This is a genomic window from Bifidobacterium pseudolongum subsp. globosum (assembly GCF_004155535.1).
In the GTDB taxonomy this organism is placed as follows: Bacteria; Actinomycetota; Actinomycetes; order Actinomycetales; family Bifidobacteriaceae; genus Bifidobacterium; species Bifidobacterium pseudolongum_C.
In genome coordinates, this window is the sequence record NZ_RYUH01000010.1 from 321,562 (window position 1) to 342,754 (window position 21,193).

Below are 21,193 nucleotides of genomic sequence, written 5' to 3' on the forward strand. Positions count from 1 at the left end.
GCGCGTGCCCCCTGTGTTCCATACGGGTGGTATGCGGGTGCTCCCCGCTCCTGTGGCGCTACAGGGCGTATGACCAGAACCCCACATCGTGCAATGTGCCTTTGGAATCATACGCCGCCTGCGGCAACAGGCCATAGCGGGTGAAGCCGAAGCGCTCCATGAGGCCGCTCGAGGCAGCGTTGTCAGCGAAGATCACCGTGCACGCCATGCGCATCGCGCGGGCGCGGCATTCGTCGATGAGCACGCCCAACGCGTATTTGCCGGCGCCACGGCCTTGCCACTGGGGTGTGATGTAGTACGCGAGCGAACAGATGCCATCGTAGCCGGGGCGCGGGTTGAAGGCGCTGATGGCCGCGAATCCGATCGGTTCGGCGGTGTCGCCGGCGCCCGCATCGATGACGAAGACGACGTACGGCGTCTGGAAGGAGTCGAGCCACGCCTTGCGCTGTTCGGTGGTGACAGGTTCCGTGTCAGCGGTGGAGCCGCCCCGGATGATGGCAGCATTGTAGATATCGGTGAGCGCAGGCAAATCTGCGTCGGTGGCCACATGGTACGAATAATCTGTCATACGCGCCAGTGTAGCGCGCCACTGCCCTGATGCTCGCCGTAGGCGTAGGGTATGCGACAGGCGGGACGCGGGCCCTGCACGGACCGGCGCCCCGCCTGTCGCATCAGTGGGAATCAGCGTTCACACGCTCTGCTTCCCTACCGTTCACTCGAGTTCGAGCGCCTTGTTGATGGCCTCCTCGAGTTGCTTCTGCGCTTCGCCATAGGCACTCCAATCGCCGCTCTTCATCGCCTTGTCGGAGTCCTTCATCGCCTGGGCCGCATCGTTGAGCGCGGATTTGAGCGCCGCGGAATCCTTCGACGCGGAACCGCCCGGCTCCGGCTTCTCATCACTGCCGGCACTGGGCTCCTTGCCCTGCTGGTCGCCCTGCGTGTTCGCGGCGTCGCCTGCGGAGGCGCCGGAATTGCCGCCGAACACCTGGTCCAGTGCCTCGTCGAGCGTATTGGCGAAACCGACCTGGTCGCCGAACGCCACAAGCACCTTCTTGAGCAGCGGATAGCTGGTAGCGCCGGAGGACTTGACATACACCGGTTCCACATACACCAGTCCACCGCCAAGCGGCAATGTGAGCAGGTTGCCACGTTCCACCTGTGTGGAGCCCGATTGCAGCAGGTTGAGCTCCTTCGACACATCGGCATTCGCGTTGAAGTTGTTCTGCGCCTGCCCCGGGCCCGGCACATTGGAGTCCTTGGGCAGCTCCTGCAGGCGGATTGTGCCGTAATCCGGCCCCTTCACACCCTTGGTGCGCCCCGCGTCGGAATCCACCGAAAGGAATCCGGTGAGGATCTCACGCGTGCTCGCACCGGCCGGGATGTACGACGAGGTCAGTGAGAATACCGGCTGCTGCGAGCCACCCGTCTGCAAGGTCAGGTAGTACGGCGGCTGCAGCACGTCGCGTGCCTGCTGTTCCTGGGATTCGGTGGGGTCGACCGGCGTCTGCCAGAAATCCTCACCCGAGAAGAACTGGTTCGCCTGGGTCACATGGTACTTGGCGAGCAGCTGACGCTGCACCTTGAAGATGCCCTCCGGGTAGCGCATATGCGCCATGAGCTCGCCCGAGATCTCCGACATCGAGTGGTACTGGCCGGGGAAGATCTTCTGCCACGCCTTGAGCACCGGGTCCTGATCGTCCCACGTGTACAGGTCCACCGAACCGTCGTACGCGTCGACCGTCGCCTTGACCGAATTGCGGATGTAGTTCGCCTGCTTGTTGCCGAGCTCCTGCACCGAATCCGAGCTCAACGTCGTCGAATCCTGCGTGGCGGAAGCGAGGTCGGTCATCTGTGCGTACGGGTACTGGTCGGACGTCGTGTAGCCGTCGATGACCCACTTCACGCGGCCATCCACAACGGCCGGGTAGACACGGCCGTCGAGGGTGAGGTACGGCGCCACCTTGGCCACGCGCTCGCGCGGGGAACGGTCGTAGAGGATCTGCGACTCGGGCGTGACGCGGTCGGAGAACAGGATCTGGTCGGAGCCGAAGCGGATCGCGTAGAGCAGCCGGGCGAACATGTTGCCCACATTCGGGCCGCCGTCGCCCTTGAATGTGGTAACCGCGCCTTCGCTACCGCTCGTCGGGTAGTCGAACTCCCAGGAACGCTCGCCTTCCGGCGCGCCGACGATCGAGTATTCCGGCGCATTGGGCGAGAAGTAGATGCGCGGCTCGTAATGCTGAGTCTCGGTCAGGTACCCCTGCGTGGGGATGCCGTATTCGAAGAACTCCGGCTGGCCGTCGCTCGTCACGCGGTTGCCGTAGGCGGCCACCACACCATAGCCATGCGTGTACACCGTGTGGTCGTTGACCCAATTGCGGTTGTCATTGCCCGAAAGGTCCATCTCGCGGGCGGCGATCACTGTGTCCTGGTTCACCCCGTCGATGTCGTATTTGTCCACGGCAAGCGTGTCGGCGAACGTATAGTACTGCTTCATCTGCTGCAGCTGGCGGAACGTGGGCGCCACAATCTGCGGGTCGAGCAGGCGGATCTGCGCGGTCGTCTCGGCGTCCTTCTGCAGCGCGCCTTCGGTGCCCTTCGTCGTAGCCTTGTATTCCTCGGTCTGCACGGCATCAAGCCCGTAGGCGGCGCGCGTGGCATCGATGTTGCGCTGGATGTACGTCGATTCCATCTCCTGCGCGTTCGGATTGACACGGAAGCGCTGCAGCAGCATGGGCCACAGCGTGGACAGCAGCAGCGACAGGACGACGGCCGAAGCGACGGCGATGGCCGGCACGCGCCACGCCTTCCACGCGGTGACGAACCCGGCGGAACGGCCGCCGCCATCCTCGTCGAACAGGCGCGTGCGCATGAGCCAGATGCCGAGCACCACGCCGACGATCACCGTGATCGCCGCCATGATGATGATCACCGGGATGTGCGCATGCACCGTCGTATAGGTGGCGCCGGTGATGCGGTCTCCCTGCGCGGTCATCGTCGAGAAGATCGACAGCACCTGATTGGCCGCCCACGAGACCATCCACAGCATGAACCAGATGGCGATCTGCCGGCGTGCGCGCGTCGTCATCGCGAACAGGCCGCGCCCATGGACCGGCATACGGAACCGGATGCCGCCCATCGCGATGTGCGTGCCAATCGAGAACACGAGCGCGACGACGAGCAGCAGCGACAGGCCCGACAACAGCAGCGACAGGCCGGGCAGCACAAACACGTAGAACCCGTTGTCGATGCCGAACTGCGGGTCGGACACACCGAACGATTCGCCGTTGAACATCAGGAGGATCTCGGTCCAATTGGCGTTGAACCGCGAGCCGAACATGAGGCCGGCGACGAGCGAGACCACGATGGCCACACGCCGCGCCGTCTTCGAACTCACCGATTTGCCCACTTCAATCGTGTCGCCATGGATGCGAATCGTGGAGCCGTCGGAGTACGCGGGCCGGGCACGGATCGCGAGCGTGGCGGAGATGAAGGTGACCAGCACCATGAGCGCCGCATACGCGAGCCACAGGCCCACGCGCGTGCCCAGCAGCGTCCACACGATGCTCTGGAACCCAAGTTGGGAATACCACATGACGTCGGTGGCGAAGTTGGCGACGGCGAAGAACAACGCCACCACCACGGCGATCACCGCCACTACCGCGATCAGCACGCGGGAGCCACGGCCATGCGACGGCCGTTTGGCCTGGCGGGTGATGCGCGGCGCGCCCGTGGGCGGCTTGGTGCCCGAACCGGCCGCGGCGTGGGCTTCGTCGCCGTTGGTTTCGATGTCGATGATGACCGGCTCGTCATCATCCTTCTGGTTGGAGGGTTTGCGCGACCCCGGCGTAGCGCCGAACAAAGGTCCGAAATCGAAAAAAGACATTCGTTCAGCTTACTGGAATACCGCGAACGGCATCAAGCGCCATGCACATTCTTCCATCAATACTCCATAATTCGCCACATCCAGGGAGCGCGCGCCGCCTTGTCGCGACTCATTACACTGGTAGCAACGGACGCAAGACCAATCAAGGAGGGGCCATGGCGCAGCAACAGGCGAACAGGCACGGCAGTGAACAGCGGCATCGCACGCACGCATGGATCGCCATCGTGGCCACCGTGGTCGCCCTCATGCTGGCGGTCGGCGCCATATGGTGGGTGTGGGCACACCATGCCCACACCCCGCGCCCTCAGGCCACCACACCAGCGCTGACAGCCACCCCCAGTGTCACGCCAAGCGGTTCCCCCAGCGGCGCCGCGCCGACCGCATCCCCCAGCCCGACTGCAGCAGACCGAGCCCAGAAGATCGTGGATGGCATGAGCCTCGACGAGCGCGCGGCGCAACTGGTCATGACGCCACTGGCCGCAGGCACCGACACGTCGGCAATCCGCGCACTGATCGCCGACGAGCATGTCGGTTCCGTCATCCTGATGGGCAATTGGACGAACGGCGTGGCCGGAGTGCGCGAAGCCACCGAGATGCTGCAGTCCTATGCTGACGGCCCCACGCGCGTGCTCGTGGCCACCGATCAGGAAGGCGGCCAAGTGCAGCACCTGCAGGGGCCGGGGTTCGAGACCATGCCGAGCGAGGTCACGCAGGGGACGATGGCCTTCGCCGACCTGCAGGCAGCGAGCCGGGGCTGGGGCGAACAGCTGCATATGGCCGGTGTGCATGTGGATCTGGCGCCATGCGTGGACACCGTGACGATCGACCGCGCGTCCAACGCTCCGGTCGGCGCGCTCGACCGCGATTACGGGCTCGACGCCGCGGGCAACGCGCAGCACGCCGCCGCGTTTGTCGAAGGATTGCGTGCCGCCGGCGTGGGCGCGGCGACGAAACACTTCCCTGGGCTTGGCGCCGTGACCGGCAATACCGACTTCACAACCGATGGCATCGTCGACACGACGACCACGCGCAACGGCCCGGAAGTGCAGGCGTTCGCCCAGGCGATCCGCGCCGCCGATCCTGGCATGGTCATGATTTCGCTCGCCACGTACACGGCGATCGACCCCGATGAGCCGGCGGCGTTCTCGCCCACCGTCATCGACGGCATGCTGCGCGGTGACATCGGTTATGGCGGCGTCGTCATCTCCGACTCCCTTTCGGCGAGCGCCGTCAGCGCGATTGCCCCCGCTGAGCTCGGCGTGCGGCTTGTGCAGGCCGGAGGGGACTTGGCCTGTGTGAACGACCCCGCGTTCACGCAGCCGATCCTCGACGGCTTGCGCGCGCGAGCGCGCGGCGACGCCGCGTTCGCCGAACGGGTGACGCAGTCGGCGCGCCGCGTCGTCGCACTCAAGCTCGCCCTCGGATTGGCGCAGTAGCGCGCACTAACAGCAGCAACTGGTGTTGGGGTGCAGCCGCTCGTGCTCCTCGCGCGCCCGCAAGTAGGCGCGCTCGCTGAGCGGCTCCTCACCGGGGTGCTCGCGTGTGAACCGCTCCACGTAATGCTCGTAGCGCGCTTCGCCGCTGACCTCCCGTGCATACCACACCACGGCGCGCCATGTGCGGGCTACGATGGCGCACAACCGTGCGGGCGCGCTCATCCGAGTTCCGCCCGGCGCGCATGGTGCTGCTCGAACTCGCGCTGGACCTTGCGTTCGAGCCGTGTGGCGATGAGGCCCGAGGGGGCGAACCAGTTCGACTCGAGGAACGGCTCCTGCGAGGTCAGATGGTCGCCATAGGCACGGGCGCGCACCGTGGAGACAACCGTCTTGACGCCCACGGCCAGGAACGCGGCCATCATGACGAGGAAGAACACCGAGAGCACACCGTCGAGGTAGGCGTTCGACAGTGAGGCGTATGCGTTGGCGAGTGCCTCGCCCTCAAGCTGGCCGGAGTCAATCGAGGCGCGCAATGATGAAGCGGTGGCGAAATACCCAAGCTGCGGATCGAAGATCTTCTCGAAGTCGGCGGTGAACGTGACCGCCACATCCCACGCCAATGGCACGACGGGGATCCATGCGTACCGTCCCAAGCCGGCTTTGACGACGCAGACGGTGACGAGCATGAAGCAGCCGGCGGCAAGCAGCTGGTTCGAGATGCCGAAGATCGGCACCATCGCGTTGATGCCGCCGTTGGCGTCGGAGACGCCCATGTAGAGCATCGTGCCCCACAGGGCGGTGGCGATGAATGTGGTGATCAGGTTGCCGGGGCGCCATGTGGGGTCGGCGAATTTCCTGAGTTTGCGCACGTTGCCCAGCAGGTCGCCGATCTGATAGCGGGCCACACGGGTGCCGTTGTCGACGGTGGTGAGGATGAAGAGCGCTTCGAACATGATTGCGAAGTGGTACCAGAACGCCATGGAGCCCTCCCCGCCCAGATAGGATGTGAGGAAGTTCGCCATGCCGATCGCGAATGTCGTCGCACCGCCCGTGCGTGAGACGAGTGTCTCCTCGCCCACGTCGTGCGCGGCCGCGTCAAGCGCCTCGGCGCCCATGTACACGGTGCCGCCGGATTGCCATTCCACGCGCATGCGTTGGCCTTCGATGTTCTGCACATCCATCCGGCTCACCGCGGCCGCCGCGTTCTGCTCGGGGCTCGCGGAGGCGGAGTAGGCGCTACCGGCCGTCGCCTCGATCTGCGCGGGTGACATGTTCATCGAGAAATACACGCCTTGGCTGATGGTGATGGCCGCGATGAGCGCGATGATGGCGGTGAACGACTCGACGAGCATCGAGCCATAGCCGATCATGCGGATCTGGTTCTCCTTCTCGATCGCCTTGGGGGTCAATCCGGAGGAGACAGCACCATGGAAACCAGACAAGGCGCCGCACGCGATGGTGATGAACAGGAACGGGAACAGGTTGCCCGAGAACGTGGGGCCGTTGGAGCGCGATGCGAGCGTGGTGAGCGCCGGCACCTGCACCTGTGGGTTCGCGATGACCACGCCGATGACGAGCAGGGCGAGCGTGCCGATCTTCATGAGGGTGGACAGGTAATCGCGCGGGGTGACGAGCAGCCAATGCGGCAACGCGGCGGCGGCGAACGAGTAGAGCACGAGCGCCACCACGAGCTGCTTGGCGTTGAGTGTGAAGATCGGCGCGAGCACCGGGTTCGCAGCGATCATGCCGCCGCCGACGATCGCGAGCACGAGCAGCACGAAGCCGAGAATCGTCGTTTCGATCACACGGCCCGGGCGCAGGAACCGCTCGTAGCAGCCCATGATCAGGGCGATCGGGATCGTCATACCGAGCGAGAACACCGCCCACGGCGACGACGCCATCGCCTTGATTGCCACGAGCGCGAGGAACGCCATCGCGATGGCGGTGACGACGACAAGGAACACGGAGATGATGAGGCCGCCGACCTTGCCCATCTCGTCGGTGGCCATCTGACCGAATGACCGGCCGCGGCGTTTGGCGGAGATCCAGAGCATGAGCATGTCCTGCACGGCACCGGCGAAGATGACGCCGAGGATGATCCACAGCACGCTCGGCAGATAGCCCATCTGCGCGGCGAGGATCGGGCCGACGAGCGGGCCGGCGCCCGAAATCGCGGCGAAATGCTGGCCGAAGAGCACGCGGCGGTCCGCGCGTTCGAAATTCGCGCCGTCCTGCACGCGTTCGGCCGCGGTGGCATTGGCGTCGTCGGTGCGCATGATCTTGATCTGGATGTAATACGCGTAGAACCGGTAGGCGATCGCATACGAGCTCAGGGCCACCACAACGAACCAGATGGCGCTGATCTGCTCGCCGCGCGCAATGGCAAGCACCGACCACGCCAAGGCGCAGACGATGGCGATGGCCGCCCACAGCAACGCCTTGGGCCATGTCCATACCATCTTCGGCTTGATGCCGACGGGCAGGCCGGATGAATTGCGGATGATGCGCGCCTCTTCCTCCGTGGTATACGCCGTCTGTGGCGCAGGTTGCGATGCCGCTGGTGTCGCGGTGGTCATCGTGGAGCCTCCTTGGTTCTTCTCCGGGTGCAACAAGCGGCGGCCGTCCCGCCTCTCCCGCAAGGCGGCCGCCGTGCGCAATACAGTAAGAACCACGGATTACGACACTTTTCGTGTTCCAGCATATGGACGGATTTCACCACAAGGTGAAATAGCGGCCTACTCCGCCGCCCGTGGCCTTATGCGAACTGCGAGTCGTACAGCTTGGCGTAGGCGACCGCTTGCTCGAGCAGCCGTTCGTGCGTGCCATGTTCGACGATGTCGCCGTGTTCCATATAAAGGATGAGGTCTGCGTCACGGATCGTGGAGAGCCTGTGCGCGATGACGAAGCTCGTGCGGTCCGCCATGAGCGCGTTCATCGCGTTCGCGATCGCCTGTTCGGTACGTGTGTCGACCGAGCTCGTCGCCTCGTCGAAGATGAGCATCGCCGGATCGGCGAGGAACACGCGCGCGATGGTGAGCAGCTGGCGCTGGCCGACCGACAGGTCGTTCGCCTCGTTGTCGAGCACGGTGTCATATCCCTTGGGCAGCGTACGGATGAAGAAGTCGGCGTGCGCCGCCTTTGCGGCGGCGATGATCTGTTCGCGCGTGGCACCGGGCTTGCCGTAGGCGATGTTCTCGGCGACCGTGCCACCGAAGAGCCATGTGTCCTGCAGCACCATGCCGAATTCCCGGCGCAGGCCATGCCTGCTCATCGTCCGCGTATCGACGCCGTCGAGCGTGATGGAGCCCGTATCGACGTCGTAGAAGCGCATGAGCAGGTTGATCAGTGTTGTCTTGCCGGCGCCGGTCGTGCCGACGATCGCCACCTTCCTGCCTGGTTCGGCCACGAAATCGACGTCCTTCATGAGCGGTTTGCCCGGAACATACCCGAAGCGCACATGCCTGAACTCGACGCGCCCCCTGACCGGTTCCTCGACCACGTTGGGGTGCGCGGGGTCGGGCGTCTCCTCCGGCTCGTCGAGCATGGCGAACGTGCGTTCCGCGGACGCGAGCGCGGACTGCGTCGAGTTGATCATGAAGCTCGCCTCGGTGATTGGTTCACCCACTTGGTTCATGTACTGGAAGAACGCCTGCAGCACGCCGATCGACATGGTGCCCTGCAGCATCATGCCGCCGCCGAGCAAAGCGACGATCGCCTGCGAGAATCGGTTGAACATGCGGATGATCGAGTTGATGCAGTTGGTGAGGAAGTCGGCTTTCTGGGCCACAGAGCGCACCTGTTCGGTAAGACCGCGCACCCGTTCGGCACTGCCGTCCTCGCGGTTCGAGGCCTTGATCACGTCACGGCCTTGGTAATACTCCTCCACCGCGCCCGTCAGATGCCCGACGGCCTCCTGCCGCGCAGCCGCCACCTCGAGGTTCTTGCCCGCCAAGATCTTCGTGATGCCCAGATTGACGCACACGAACATCAGGAACACGAGCGTGAGCAGCCACGAATAGACGGACAGGTCGAGCGATTTGATGTAGATCGCGTCACGCATGTCCTTGGCCACGCGCGCGGCAAGCACCGAACAGCAATAGCCGGCGCCGATCGCGCAGCAGCCGGCCACAAGCGACGCGGCGAGCATCTGCAGGGCAGTCACGGTCATCGTGTGGAACGACATCGCGGCGGTGCCCCCGTTGAGCAGCCGCGCGGCCAGCGTCGGCACGAGCAGGGCGCCGACGACATCCGCGGCCATCAACGCGACGGTCAGCGGCTTCATCGACAATGGGAGCCACGGATTTGTAAGAAGGTCACCATGAACAACAAGACAACACGTACCGACGTGACCCCTTTTTGGCCAACAACGTCTGTCTGCTGACCGCGCTGCTCGCCGTTCTCCCCACCAACAACATAGCGCTTATGATCGTGATCATCCTCGTGATGCTTGTGAATCTGGCATACGCGGGGGCGAGGCTCTCCACGAAGGCCGACACTCAGGACACCCACAAAAAGAACGCATGATGCGCCGCGCAAGGACAGCGTCGCGGACATGCATCAGGATTCGATGCCGTCGATCCGCCGCTCCAATGCGTTCATGAACTTGTCGCGACATAGGCGATCATCGCACGGCGCTCAGCGGGCTCGAGCGCGGCCATGGACTGCAGTTCCGCCTCGCGCACGGGCATGACCACCTCGTGGCGGTAGCGCTCCCCCGCGTCGGTGAGATGGATGCGCTTGACGCGTTTGCCGTGCCTGCTGCCTTCCAAACGCAGCAGACCTTGGGAGATGAGCGCATTGATGACGTTGTTCACCGTCTGGTGAGGCAACAACGTATACGCGCAAATCTCCCGCTGTGATGTACCGTCGTTCTCGCAGATGTAATCGAAGATGAGGTACACGCTGAACGACAGCCCACAACGGCATCCGTACGCCCCGTAGATGAGGTCGACACGACGGAACTCCTCGAAGAAGGCGAAGAGCTGTGTATCAAGATCACTCACTGTGGACCGCCTGCGCGTGCTCGATAATACTGGCACGGGGCGGCTCAAATTCAGTTGGATGACTGTGAGTCATGGGCGTGACAGGGCCGACGGCAGGCGACGGAACCTCAGTGGACACGTTGTTCGAGTCTCACTGCTCGTCAAGCTGGAGGGGACGCACCTTGCCGGAATCCAGCAGCTCCTCAAGCGCCGCCGGTCCGTCGAGCACCGCGGTCGCCGCCTGGTCCACCATGAGGCTGATGCGCGTATTGGGCAGAATGCCCTCGCAATACGCATACACCGGCTTGCCCAGGGCAAAACCGTAGGCGAGCGCGAAGATCGCGCCGGCGTCCTTGTCGTCGAAGTTGGCGATGACGGCAGCGGAGTTCTTGATGGCCTCAATGCGGTGTTCGAACACCGCTTCCGGCCCCGAGACATTCACATCCTCGGCGAAACGCGGGCGGTACACGCTCAGGTTGCGGTGCTGCAGCACGCGCTCAAGGCGCTCCATGCCCTCCACCTGCTCGGCGGTCTGGTACGGCCCGGCGACATAGAAATCGTAGATGGGTTTGGACGATGTGAAGGTGACGTGCTGATTGGCGTTGAAGTTTCCCATAGTTCTATTGAACCTCCCCTGCGGCAGTGGCCGTCTGAATTGGCTGTAAGCAATAATACGCCCGCCACGCCGTGTGCGCCGCCGCTACAATATTGGCGGCGGCGCGCACGGCGACCGACTCCGCGCACATGCGCACACCGCGCCCGCCCTGCGCGAAAGGAGCGCCATGAGCACGTCATCACCAGCATCATCGACCCCGAATATGCGCGTCGAGCATGATTGCATAGGGGCGCTCGAAGTCCCCCAAGACGTGTATTGGGGCATCCATACGCAACGCGCCATCGCGAATTTCACGGTGAGCGGCATTCCGGACGGCGCGCATGAGGCGCTCATCCGCGCCTACGCCGTCGTCAAACGCGCCTGCGCGATCGCGAACGCCGAACTCGGGCTGATCGACGCGCGCAAGGCCAAGGCGATCGAACAAGCGTGCGAGGAAATCGAACAGGGCGCGCTCGCCGACCAGTTCCCTGTCGATGTATTGCAGGGCGGCGCCGGCACGAGCCTCAACATGAACATGAACGAGGTCATCGCCAACCGCGCGCTCGAGATTTGCGGGCGGCCGCGCGGCGACTACGACTACATCCACCCCAACGACGACGTCAACCATTCGCAATCGACGAACGACACCTACCCCGCGGCGTGCAAGCTCGCGATCTGCGGCGGCCTGACCCCGCTCGCCGAATCCGCCCGGCGCCTGCGCGCTGCGTTCCACGAGCTGGCAGACAAGCACACGAACGACGTGACGATTGGGCGCACGCAACTGCAGGACGCCGTGCCGATGACCTTCGGGCAGGAGTTCCATGCGTGGGCGACGTTCCTCAAACTCGACCTGCAGGCGATGGACGCGCTTGTGGGGCAATTGTGCGACCTCAACCTCGGCGCGACGGCCATCGGCACCGGCATATGCGCCGACCTGCGGTTCCGCGACACGGTGACGCGCACATTCGCCCAACTCACCGGCCTGCCGGTGCACGCCGCGCTCGACCCGGTGGCCTCGGTGACCGACATGAGCGCCTACATCGCGGCGAGTGCGACGTTGAAGAACCTGGCGGTGCATCTCAAGAAGGCGGCAGACGATCTGCGCCTACTCAATTCGGGCCCGCGTTGCGGATTCGAGGACCTGCATGTGCCCGCACGGCAGGCCGGGTCCTCGATCATGCCCGGCAAAATCAACCCGGTCATCCCCGAGTGCGTGGACCAATGCTGCTTCATGATCTTCGGCATGGATGTGACGGTGAACTGGGCCGCCGCGGAAGGCCAGCTCCAGCTCAACGCCTTCGACCCAGTGATCATCCATGAGATCCTCACCGGCATGACGCTCGCGATCAACGCGATGGACATGTTCCGTACGAAGTGCGTGAATGGGATTGAGGTAGATGTGGAACGCGGGCGCATGTATGCCGAGCGGTCCACGTCGATCGCGGCGGCACTCAACGACGCGATCGGCTACGAGCATGCGGCCGAACTCGCGCAGAGCGCCGCCGCTGAGCACAGCACCGTGCGCGAGGCGGCCAAGGCGCATACCGGTCTTCCACATGCTGAGATTGACCAGCTGCTCGACACGGTGGCCCTCAGCCGCGGGCTCGGCCAGACGTGCCGGGAACACGGGGATTCTGCGCACTGACCGCGCGGTGCGCCCGCAAGGTTCCTTGACGGTTTTCTCACTTTTTTGCCGCAAGGGTATTGACTTTGCCCAATGCGGCCATAACAATCGGCACCATGACCTCTCCTAGCAACACACCCGATGGCGCGCATGCCACCGACGCCACCGTGGAGACCTGCCCGCTGCACGTGGACATGGTGATCACCGCGATCGACATCGACGAGCGGCACCGGTTCCGCATGCTCGAGCTCGGCCTGCGGCGCGGCACCGTGATCCGTGTGACCCAGCGTTCCAACTTCCACGGGCGCGTGGTGGCCAAGGGCACCGAGCGCATCGCCCTCGACGGGCGGACCGCCGCGCATATCCATGTCCGGCGCGCCGAACACCCCGCCAGCCCCACCGCAACACCCACCAAGTAAGCCACACCACCCACGGAGCCTCCCCTGATGGACAACACCAGCCATTCCTCGCATTCGCGCGGGTTCGCCGCGCTGCTTCCCCACGGCACGTCACACGACCATGCCACCGCCAAACCATGCTGCGACACCGGCGGCCACCGGCTGCCCAGCGGACACGCCATGCCACGCATCGTGTTCATCGGCAACCCGAATGTGGGCAAATCATCGCTGTTCAACGCATTGTTGGGCGCCAAAGCGCGTGTCATGAACGCCCCCGGCACCACCGTGCTGCTCGAAGAGGGCGTGTACACCCACAACGGCGTGCAATGGGACCTCATCGACACGCCGGGCACCTATTCGCTGCTGCCGCTCTCCCCCGACGAACGCGTGGCCGCCGAAGCGGTAATGGGGCTCAACGGCGAAGCCACCCCGGACCTCATCGTGGCGGTGCTCGACGCCACGAACATCTCACGCGCCCTGTACTTCCTGTCGATGGTGCTCGAACTCGGCCGCCCCACCGTGGTGGCCCTGACGATGAACGACCTGGCCGCCAAGCAGGGCACCGGCATCGACGCCACGTTGCTGTCGCGTGCACTGGGCGGCGTGCCCGTCGTCCCGGTCAACGGGCGCACGGGCGAAGGCGGCGGCGAGCTCATGGACACGGTGGCCGCCCATCTGCACGGCACACCGCTGCCCGAAGGCCTCGAGACCATCGACCCGCAGCATGTGGACGTGCAGCGCTGGGTCGAAGACGGCGCAGATGAACGCTTCGACTGGGCGGCGCGTGTGCTGGACGGCTTGGGCACCAACGCGCGAGACCGTGTGACGTTCTCGGACCGCATCGACCGCGTGCTGTTGCATCCGGTGCTTGGCATCCTCATCTTCCTGGCGATCATGCTTGGCATGTTCGAAGCCACCACCACGCTCGCGGGCCCGGCACAGGACTGGGTCGACGGACCGGTGCGCGATTGGCTCACCGCGCTCATCGACGTGGTGTTCTCATGGTTCGGGCCGCAAGCGACGCAGTCCTGGTTCCATTCGCTCATCATCGACGGCGTGGTGGATGGCGTGATCACGATCGGCACGTTCATTCCACCGATGGGCATCATGTTCATCCTCCTGTCGTTGCTCGAGGACTCGGGCTATCTGGCACGCGCCGCGTTTGTAATGGACCGCGCCATGCGCTGCATGGGGCTCGACGGGCGCGCGTTCCTGCCGATTGTGATCGGCTTCGGCTGCAACCTGCCCGCGCTCGCTGCCACGCGCACACTGCCCGATTCGCGCCAACGCGTGCTCGTGGGCATGCTCGTGCCGTTTTCGTCGTGCACGGCGCGCCTGTCGGTGTATCTGGTGCTGGCCTACGCGTTCTTCCGCGAACAGGCCGGCCTCGTCGTGTTCCTCATGTACGTGTGCTCGATCGTGCTCATCCTGCTGCTCGGCATGCTGTTGCGCGCCGTGCAGTTCCGCGACCTGCGCTCCGAACCGTTCGCGATGAGCCTGCCGCCGTACCAGATGCCGCGCCTCATCGTGCTCGCGCGCAGCGTGCTGCTGCGCCTGTGGGGATTCGTGCGCGGTGCGAGTTCGATCATCATCTCGATGCTCATGGTGATGTGGCTGCTGCAGTCCATCCCCGCCACGGCCGCCGCCGGGTCGTTCGCGCAGGTCGACGACGTGCACGACTCGGTGTACGGCGTGGTCGCGGACGCGGTGGCCCCGGTGTTTGCACCGGCCGGGTTCGACGATTGGCATGCGTCAGCCGCCCTCATGACCGGTTTTGTGGCGAAGGAAGTCGTGGTGGCGTCGATGGCCCAGTCGTACAGCATCGACACCGGCGACGAAGACGAACAGCAGCAGGGCGAAGGCACACTCGGTGCGGCGATGCGCGAGTCCTTCGACCATGCCTCCGGAGGCCATGGCAAGGCGGCCGCCGTGGCGTTCATGCTGTTCACACTCGCCTACACGCCCTGCTTGGCGACGGTGGCGGAACTCAAACGCCAATTCAACATGCGCATCGCCATGCAATCGATCGGCTTGGGCCTTGTCGTGGCGTACCTGCTCGCGGTGATCGCCTTCCAGACCCTGCGGTTCATCCTATGAGCGAATTCAGGTCCACACACGCCCCACGCACCGGCATCACGGCCCAGGTCATCCACGACCTGGGCCGGGGCATGACCGTACGCGAATGCGCGGATGCGCACCATTTGCCCGAGGCGTTCATCGCGCAGATCGTCGAGTTCGCCCGCGCGCGTGGCGAACTCGACGTGGTGGCGCTCGACCGCGGATGCGTGACGAAAGGCATGTGCACGCCCGACCCGGATTCGGTCATCTGCGCGGGCTGCCCGCTCGCCGCACCCAACGCACGCCGTACGCCGGTCTGGCGCGCATGGTTCCGCGCGCGCCGGCATACGGACCGATAATCCAATGGCATTCCACCGACGGGGAAAGCGCGCGGTGCATCATGGCCGTGCGGCACGACACGCATTAGTATGGCGGATATGAGTGAACATACAACCCCCACACCATGCGAGCCGCAGTGGCACAATCCCCTGCGCGACCCGCGTGATCTGCGCCTGCCGCGCATCGCGGGGCCCTGCAGCATCGTCATCTTCGGTGTCACAGGCGACCTGTCGCGTAAGAAACTGCTCCCGGCCATCTACGATTTGGCGAACCGCGGCCTGCTGCCGCCCAGCTTCGGCCTGACCGGCTTCGCCCGCCGCGATTGGACCGAGGACCATTTCCGTGACTTCGTCAAAGAGAACGTCAAGGAACACTGCCGCACGCATTTCCATGAGTCCACATGGAAGCAGCTCGCCGAAGGCATCCGCTTCGTGCAGGGCACGTTCGAGGACGCCGACGCGTTCGAACGGCTGAGCAACACGGTGGCCGAGCTGGACCGCGACCGCGGCACCCGCGGCAACCACGCGTTTTACATGTCGGTGCCACCTCGCGACTTCCCGATCGTGGCCAAGCAGCTCGCCAACTGCGGCCTTGCCAAATCGGAAGGCGACGCATGGCGCCGTGTGATCATCGAAAAGCCGTTCGGCCATGACCTGGCGAGCGCCAAGAAGCTCGACGCGGTGATCTCGGAGGTCTTCGACCCCGATTCGGTGTTCCGCATCGACCATTATCTGGGCAAGGAGACGGTGCAGAACCTGCTCGCCCTGCGGTTCGCGAACACGATGTACGAGCCGATCTGGAACGCGAACTATGTGGACCATGTGCAGATCACGATGGCCGAGGACATTGGCGTTGCGGGGCGTGCCGGGTATTACGACGGCATCGGCGCGGCGCGCGACGTGATCCAGAACCATCTGTTGCAGCTCATGGCATTGACCGCCATGGAGGAACCGGTCTCGTTCTCCGCACGCGACCTGACCGACGAGAAGACGAAGGTCCTCTCCGCCGTGCGTCTGCCGAAGGATCTGGCCGCGCACACCGCACGAGGCCAGTATTCCGCAGGCTGGCAGGGTTCCGAACCGGTTGTGGGCTATCTGGAGGAAAAGGGCATCAGCGCGGATTCCACCACCGAGACCTATGCGGCCGTCCGGCTGGACATCGACACGCGCCGTTGGGCCGGCGTGCCGTTCTACCTGCGCACCGGCAAGCGTCTGGGGCGCCGCGTGACCGAAATCGCGCTCGTGTTCAAGCGCGCGCCGCATCTGCCGTTCGAATCGACCGCCACGCAGGAGCTCGGCAAGAATGCCATCGTGATCCGCATCCAGCCCTACGAGGGCGTCACGATCCGCTTTGGGTCCAAGGTGCCCGGCGGCACGTCGATGGAGGTGCGTGACGTGTCGATGGACTTCAGCTATGGCCGTTCGTTCACCGAATCCTCGCCCGAGGCGTATGAACGCCTGATCCTCGATGTGCTTCTGGGCGACCCGCCGCTCTTCCCCACCACGCAGGAAGTCGACCTGTCGTGGAAGATCCTCGACCCGATCGAGGATTTCTGGTCGACCCTTGGCCAGCCCCAGCCGTACCGTTCGGGCACATGGGGACCGCAGGAGGCCGTGGAGATGCTGGCCCGTGATGGACACCGTTGGAGGATGCCATGATCATTACATTGCGCGATACGCAAACAAGCACGATCTCCGAGAAGATCGACACGCTGCACGAAGAACGTGGCGAAGTGGCGCTCGGCCGTGTGCTCACCCTGCTCATCCTCACCGATGAAGACAATCTCGAAGACGCCCTGCGCTTGGCGAACGAGGCGAGCCTCGACCACCCATGCCGTGTGATCGCCATCACCCCGAGCACCCGCCGCATGACGGAGCCCGAGGAGGAGCGCACCTACCTCGACGCCGAAGTGCGCATCGGGGCCGATGCCGGCGCCGGCGAAATCATCGTCCTGCGCCCGCGCGGCGGTCTCATCCACCATCAGGACACGCTCGTCATCCCCCTGCTGGTGCCCGACGCGCCGGTCGTGGCATGGTGGCCCACCGAGGCGCCGGCCAATCCGTCGAAGGACCTCGTGGGGGCGATGGCGCACAGCCGCATCACCGACGCGATGCGCTCGTCGAACCCGCTGCGCACGATGGAGGACCTGCGCCGCAACTGGTCGCCGAAGAACGTCGACATGTCATGGACACGCCTGACCTTGTGGCGCGCCATGCTCGCCTCGCTGCTCGACCAGCCTCCGCATCTGAAGATCACGTCGGTCACGGTGTCTGGCCCCACCGCATACCTTCCGATGGACCTGCTCGCCGCATGGCTCACCCTGCAGCTCAACGTGCCGGTCTCGATTGAGCGCGAGCCGGACGCCACGGCGATCACCGGCGTGACGATGACGCGCGAGGACGGCGGTGTGCTCAGCCTGGAGCGCCGCCCCGCCGAAGACGGCATCGCCACAATCAGTGTGCCCGGGCAGTCCCCCCAGACGATCCCACTGCCGATTCGTTCGCTCGGCGATTGCCTGAGCGAGGAGCTCGGCCGCCTCTACCCCGACGAGATCTATGCGCAGGTCGTGACGCAGGGGTGGAAGAAAATCCACCCGAACGACGACTGAGAGGAGTACCATGCACGAACGCACATTGATCGTCTATCCGAACCCGCGCCTGCTCGCGCAGGCCGTGGCGGCGCGCACGCTGCTCACGCTGAACGAGGTCCTCGGCACGCCGGGCCATGACCGGGCCGACATCGCCGTGACCGGCGGCACCGACGGCACCGCGATCCTTGAGGCGATGGCTTCCAGCGCACTGCTCGACATCGTGGATTGGTCACGCGTGCATGTCTGGTGGGGCGACGAACGGTTCGTGGCCGCCGACAGCGACGAACGCAACGACCGCGCGGCCCGCGCCGCACTGTTCGACGCGCTCATCGCCGAGGGGCGTATGACCGATGCGCAGATCCATGCGATGCCCGCCGACGACCGCAGTGCCGAAGCGCGCGCCCATGCCACCGCCCGCGATGACGGCGAGGCGCTCGAACACGCGGCCGCACGTTACCAGCAGGAATTGCTGCACGAGCTCGGCGAGGCCGCCGCGATGGACCTCATGATGTTCGGTGTGGGCCCCGACGGCCACTTCGCCTCGTTGTTCCCCGGCCGCCCGCAGCTTGGGCTGGACGGAGACGACGTGCTGGTGACGGGCGTGCAGGATTCCCCAAAACCACCGCCGCTGCGCCTGACGATGACCGTGCCGATGATCGCCCGCAGCGCACGCGTGTGGATGTGCGGGTCGAGGCCCGGCAAGGCCGAGGCGATGGCGCACACGTTCCTGCAGAGGCGCGACACCGCGTTCCCCGGATCGTTCGCCGACGCCACGCAGGAAGTGCTGTGGATCTGCGACGGGGATTCCGCCGCGCGGATTCGACAGCGGCAGTAGACATCCGTGCACGCGGCTGCATCGCGTACACCAGCCAAAAACCGCTTGTGGGCGGCCGCTCCTCGATGGAGTGGCCGCCCACAAGCGGTTTTTGGGTCGCTACATCAGGGCCTCACTTCGAGGTCTGGATCTCCTCCTGCCCCGGTTCGGCCCACAGGATGTGGAACGAACCCGGCTCATCGACACGCTGGTAGGTGTGCGCGCCGAACAGATCGCGCTGGCCTTGGATCAGCGAGGCCGGCAGGCGCGTCGAACGCAATCCGTCGAAGTAGGCGAGCGACGACGCGAACACCGGGTCCGGAATGCCGTGCGCAGCGCACGTGGCCACAATGCGGCGCCATGAGGCTTCGCATTCCTCGATGGCCTTCTTGAAATACGGCGCGAACAGCAGTGAGACATCGGCCTGCCCGGTCTCGAACGATTCCGAGATGCGGTCGAGGAACTCGGCGCGGATGATGCAGCCGGCGCGCCAGATGCGCGCGACCGCCGCCAGATCGATATGCCAGTCGTACATCTTGCCGGCGGCGGTGATCTCATTGAACCCTTGCGCGTAGGCGATGATCTTCGAGGCGTACAGCGCATGGCGGATGTCGTCGATGAACGCCTTGCGTTCGTCGTCGTCCAATTCGATCAACGCCTGCGGGCCGGCGAAATGCTGCTTCGCGGCTTCGTCACGCAGCTCGGTCTCCGAAGACAGTCCCCGGGCGAACACGGCTTCGGCGATGCCGGTGACCGGCACGCCGAGCATGAGGGCCGTCTGCACGGTCCACGTGCCGGTGCCCTTCATGCCGGCATGGTCGAGGATCACATCGACAAGCGGCTGGCCGGTCTTCTTGTCTTTCTTGTGCAGCACTTCAGCGGTGATCTCGATGAGGTACGAGTTGAGTTCGGTGCCGTTCCACTCCTGGAACACGTCGCCGATCTGGTCCGGGCTCATGCCCAGGCCGCGGCGCATGAGGTCGTAGCTTTCGGCGATGAGCTGCATGTCCGAATATTCGATGCCGTTGTGCACCATCTTCACGAAATGGCCGGCGCCATTGGGGCCGATGTGCGTGACGCAGGGTTCACCTTCGGCCTTGGCCGCGATGGATTCGAGGATCGGCTTGAGGCGCTCCCACGACTCATCGCTGCCACCGGGCATGAGGGACGGCCCGAGCAGCGCGCCCTCCTCGCCGCCGGAGACGCCCATGCCCACGAAATGGATGCCGCGGGCGCTCATCTCCTTCTCACGGCGGATCGTGTCCTGATAGAACGCGTTGCCGCCGTCGACGATGATGTCACCGGGCTCCATGAGGTCGGCGAGCTCGTTGATCACATCATCGGTCGGCTCGCCGGCCTTGACCATGATGATCGCCGTGCGCGGACGCTCGAGCGACGCCACGAATTCCTGGACCGTCTTGGCCGGGTAGAACGTGCCTTCATCACCATAATTGTCGATGAGGTGCTCAGTTCGTGCATAGGACCGGTTGAACACAGCCACCTTGTTGCCATGCCGGGCAAGATTCCTTGCCAGGCTCGCGCCCATGGCGGCCAATCCGACCACGCCTACGTTCGCTTGTGCAGTCATGCCATTCCTCCACATCGTATACAACAGTTTCCGTGCCCATTCTAACGGGTCGAGCGCCGAACGTGTCAGGTATCCGCGCATGGCCATAATTCGCGCAACGCATGCTCACATGGCAAGCGGCAGCACCGCGCGCGTCGTGAAGACCCGCGCCTGTGTGCCGGCCAGCACAAGCGCCTGGCCATTGCGCAGCGGCACAAAGCGCGGATCTGCGGCATGTGCACGTACGATGCGTGCGGCCTCGCGCCCCAACGCCAGCCCGTGCACATGCGGCACCACCCGGTATGCACTGAGCGCGAGACCAGGCACGGGCACCGTCGATTCCCCCGCTATCGCGGGCCGCTCGTCCATCGGCGCGATGTAGTCAATCGACGGCGCAGCCGCCACGGCGCCGGCGGACTCCCCCAGATACGGCACGCCCTGTGCCACGCGCTCGCGGATGATGCCGGCCGCCCCACTCGACTGCAGGCAGTGCATGAGGTAGAACGTGTTGCCGCCGCACACGTAGAACACGCCAGCGCGGCGTAATTCGTCATGGATGCGCCAACGGCGCGCATCGGTCAGGTCGACCACATGCACGTCCACGCCCAAGGCACGCCACCACCAGTGCATCAGACGGTTCGCCACACCGTAGTCGGCCGCATAGCTCGCGGTTGGGATGAACGCCATGCGCCGGCACCCCAAGTCGGGGATGAGCCGGCGGATGACCGGCGTCATGCCGACGAGCGACGACATGAGGAAGAGCCGGCGCGCACGACCATGCGCATGAGGGTCGGCGCCACCCCAATCGTCTGCGTATGCCATGCCCCGCCCCGGTCCGTTGTGCTGATGGGTCACATCCGTTAATGTGCCTGCACACAGTGTATGCCGCACAAGGCGAACCGCA

18 protein-coding genes are annotated in these 21,193 nt (G+C 64.9%); 9 read left to right on the forward strand and 9 right to left on the reverse strand.

Features of this window, described 5'->3' with window-relative positions; translation table 11 throughout:
• Positions 1-58: 58 nt before the first annotated feature.
• Together PG2093B_RS05600 and PG2093B_RS05605 are read right to left on the reverse strand one after the other, a co-directional pair.
• Positions 59-568 (reverse strand): GNAT family N-acetyltransferase, encoded by a 510-nt coding sequence (locus PG2093B_RS05600; protein WP_101399275.1) that lies wholly within the window; start codon positions 566-568, stop codon positions 59-61.
• Between the two features lie 144 nt (positions 569-712).
• Complete coding sequence (locus PG2093B_RS05605; RefSeq protein ID WP_129897642.1) at positions 713-3,886, reverse strand: UPF0182 family membrane protein; 3,174 nt, start codon at positions 3,884-3,886, stop codon at positions 713-715.
• A 155-nt stretch (positions 3,887-4,041) separates the two neighbouring features.
• On the opposite strand from PG2093B_RS05605, the gene PG2093B_RS05610 reads away from it, so the two are divergent.
• Complete coding sequence (locus PG2093B_RS05610; protein ID WP_129897643.1) at positions 4,042-5,322, forward strand: glycoside hydrolase family 3 N-terminal domain-containing protein; 1,281 nt, start codon at positions 4,042-4,044, stop codon at positions 5,320-5,322.
• A 6-nt stretch (positions 5,323-5,328) separates the two neighbouring features.
• On the opposite strand, the gene PG2093B_RS05615 is transcribed toward PG2093B_RS05610, so the two are convergent.
• The 3 genes from PG2093B_RS05615 to PG2093B_RS05625 all read right to left on the reverse strand — a co-directional run bounded on the left by PG2093B_RS05615 (position 5,329) and on the right by PG2093B_RS05625 (position 9,604).
• Positions 5,329-5,544 (reverse strand): YbdD/YjiX family protein, encoded by a 216-nt coding sequence (locus PG2093B_RS05615; protein ID WP_129897644.1) that lies wholly within the window; start codon positions 5,542-5,544, stop codon positions 5,329-5,331.
• Entirely contained in the window at positions 5,541-7,898 is a 2,358-nt protein-coding gene (locus PG2093B_RS05620; protein ID WP_129897645.1) for a carbon starvation CstA family protein, read from the reverse strand. Before PG2093B_RS05620 ends, PG2093B_RS05615 begins: the two co-directional genes overlap by 4 nt.
• Before the next feature lie 179 nt (positions 7,899-8,077).
• Positions 8,078-9,604, reverse strand: a complete 1,527-nt coding sequence (locus tag PG2093B_RS05625) for an ABC transporter ATP-binding protein (RefSeq protein ID WP_129897720.1) — start codon at positions 9,602-9,604, stop codon at positions 8,078-8,080.
• A gap of 74 nt (positions 9,605-9,678) precedes the next feature.
• On the opposite strand from PG2093B_RS05625, the gene PG2093B_RS08980 reads away from it, so the two are divergent.
• Positions 9,679-9,846 (forward strand): hypothetical protein, encoded by a 168-nt coding sequence (locus PG2093B_RS08980; protein ID WP_165369719.1) that lies wholly within the window; start codon positions 9,679-9,681, stop codon positions 9,844-9,846.
• Between the two features lie 71 nt (positions 9,847-9,917).
• Here the strand turns inward: PG2093B_RS08980 and PG2093B_RS05630 are convergent, their stop codons facing one another.
• Both PG2093B_RS05630 and PG2093B_RS05635 read right to left on the reverse strand, forming a co-directional pair.
• On the reverse strand, positions 9,918-10,325 hold the full coding sequence (locus PG2093B_RS05630; protein ID WP_242502832.1) for a MarR family winged helix-turn-helix transcriptional regulator: 408 nt from the start codon (positions 10,323-10,325) through the stop codon (positions 9,918-9,920).
• Between the two features lie 130 nt (positions 10,326-10,455).
• Positions 10,456-10,920, reverse strand: a complete 465-nt coding sequence (locus PG2093B_RS05635; RefSeq protein WP_129897646.1) for a nucleoside 2-deoxyribosyltransferase — start codon at positions 10,918-10,920, stop codon at positions 10,456-10,458.
• A gap of 166 nt (positions 10,921-11,086) precedes the next feature.
• On the opposite strand from PG2093B_RS05635, the gene PG2093B_RS05640 reads away from it, so the two are divergent.
• From PG2093B_RS05640 to pgl, 7 genes are all read left to right on the forward strand, one after another.
• Positions 11,087-12,544, forward strand: a complete 1,458-nt coding sequence (locus PG2093B_RS05640; protein ID WP_129897647.1) for an aspartate ammonia-lyase — start codon at positions 11,087-11,089, stop codon at positions 12,542-12,544.
• Between the two features lie 95 nt (positions 12,545-12,639).
• Positions 12,640-12,942 (forward strand): FeoA family protein, encoded by a 303-nt coding sequence (locus tag PG2093B_RS05645; RefSeq protein WP_129897648.1) that lies wholly within the window; start codon positions 12,640-12,642, stop codon positions 12,940-12,942.
• A 27-nt stretch (positions 12,943-12,969) separates the two neighbouring features.
• Positions 12,970-15,018: a ferrous iron transport protein B gene (gene feoB / locus PG2093B_RS05650; RefSeq protein WP_129897649.1), complete on the forward strand. Its 2,049-nt coding sequence runs from the start codon at positions 12,970-12,972 to the stop codon at positions 15,016-15,018.
• Positions 15,015-15,338 carry a hypothetical protein gene (locus PG2093B_RS05655; RefSeq protein ID WP_240816134.1) on the forward strand — a complete coding sequence of 108 codons (324 nt, stop codon included), beginning with the start codon at positions 15,015-15,017 and terminating at the stop codon, positions 15,336-15,338. The genes feoB and PG2093B_RS05655 overlap by 4 nt, the downstream gene beginning before the upstream one ends.
• 78 nt (positions 15,339-15,416) lie before the next feature.
• Complete coding sequence (gene zwf, locus PG2093B_RS05660; protein WP_129897650.1) at positions 15,417-16,976, forward strand: glucose-6-phosphate dehydrogenase; 1,560 nt, start codon at positions 15,417-15,419, stop codon at positions 16,974-16,976.
• Positions 16,973-17,926 carry a glucose-6-phosphate dehydrogenase assembly protein OpcA gene (locus PG2093B_RS05665; protein WP_129897651.1) on the forward strand — a complete coding sequence of 318 codons (954 nt, stop codon included), beginning with the start codon at positions 16,973-16,975 and terminating at the stop codon, positions 17,924-17,926. The genes zwf and PG2093B_RS05665 overlap by 4 nt, the downstream gene beginning before the upstream one ends.
• 10 nt (positions 17,927-17,936) lie before the next feature.
• On the forward strand, positions 17,937-18,743 hold the full coding sequence (gene pgl, locus PG2093B_RS05670) for a 6-phosphogluconolactonase (RefSeq protein WP_129897652.1): 807 nt from the start codon (positions 17,937-17,939) through the stop codon (positions 18,741-18,743).
• Between the two features lie 112 nt (positions 18,744-18,855).
• Here the strand turns inward: pgl and gndA are convergent, their stop codons facing one another.
• Both gndA and PG2093B_RS05680 read right to left on the reverse strand, forming a co-directional pair.
• Positions 18,856-20,310, reverse strand: coding sequence for an NADP-dependent phosphogluconate dehydrogenase (gene gndA / locus PG2093B_RS05675; protein ID WP_129897653.1), 1,455 nt, complete (start codon positions 20,308-20,310; stop codon positions 18,856-18,858).
• Positions 20,311-20,415: 105 nt separating this feature from the next.
• Positions 20,416-21,111, reverse strand: coding sequence for a Type 1 glutamine amidotransferase-like domain-containing protein (locus PG2093B_RS05680; protein ID WP_129897654.1), 696 nt, complete (start codon positions 21,109-21,111; stop codon positions 20,416-20,418).
• Positions 21,112-21,193: the final 82 nt, after the last annotated feature.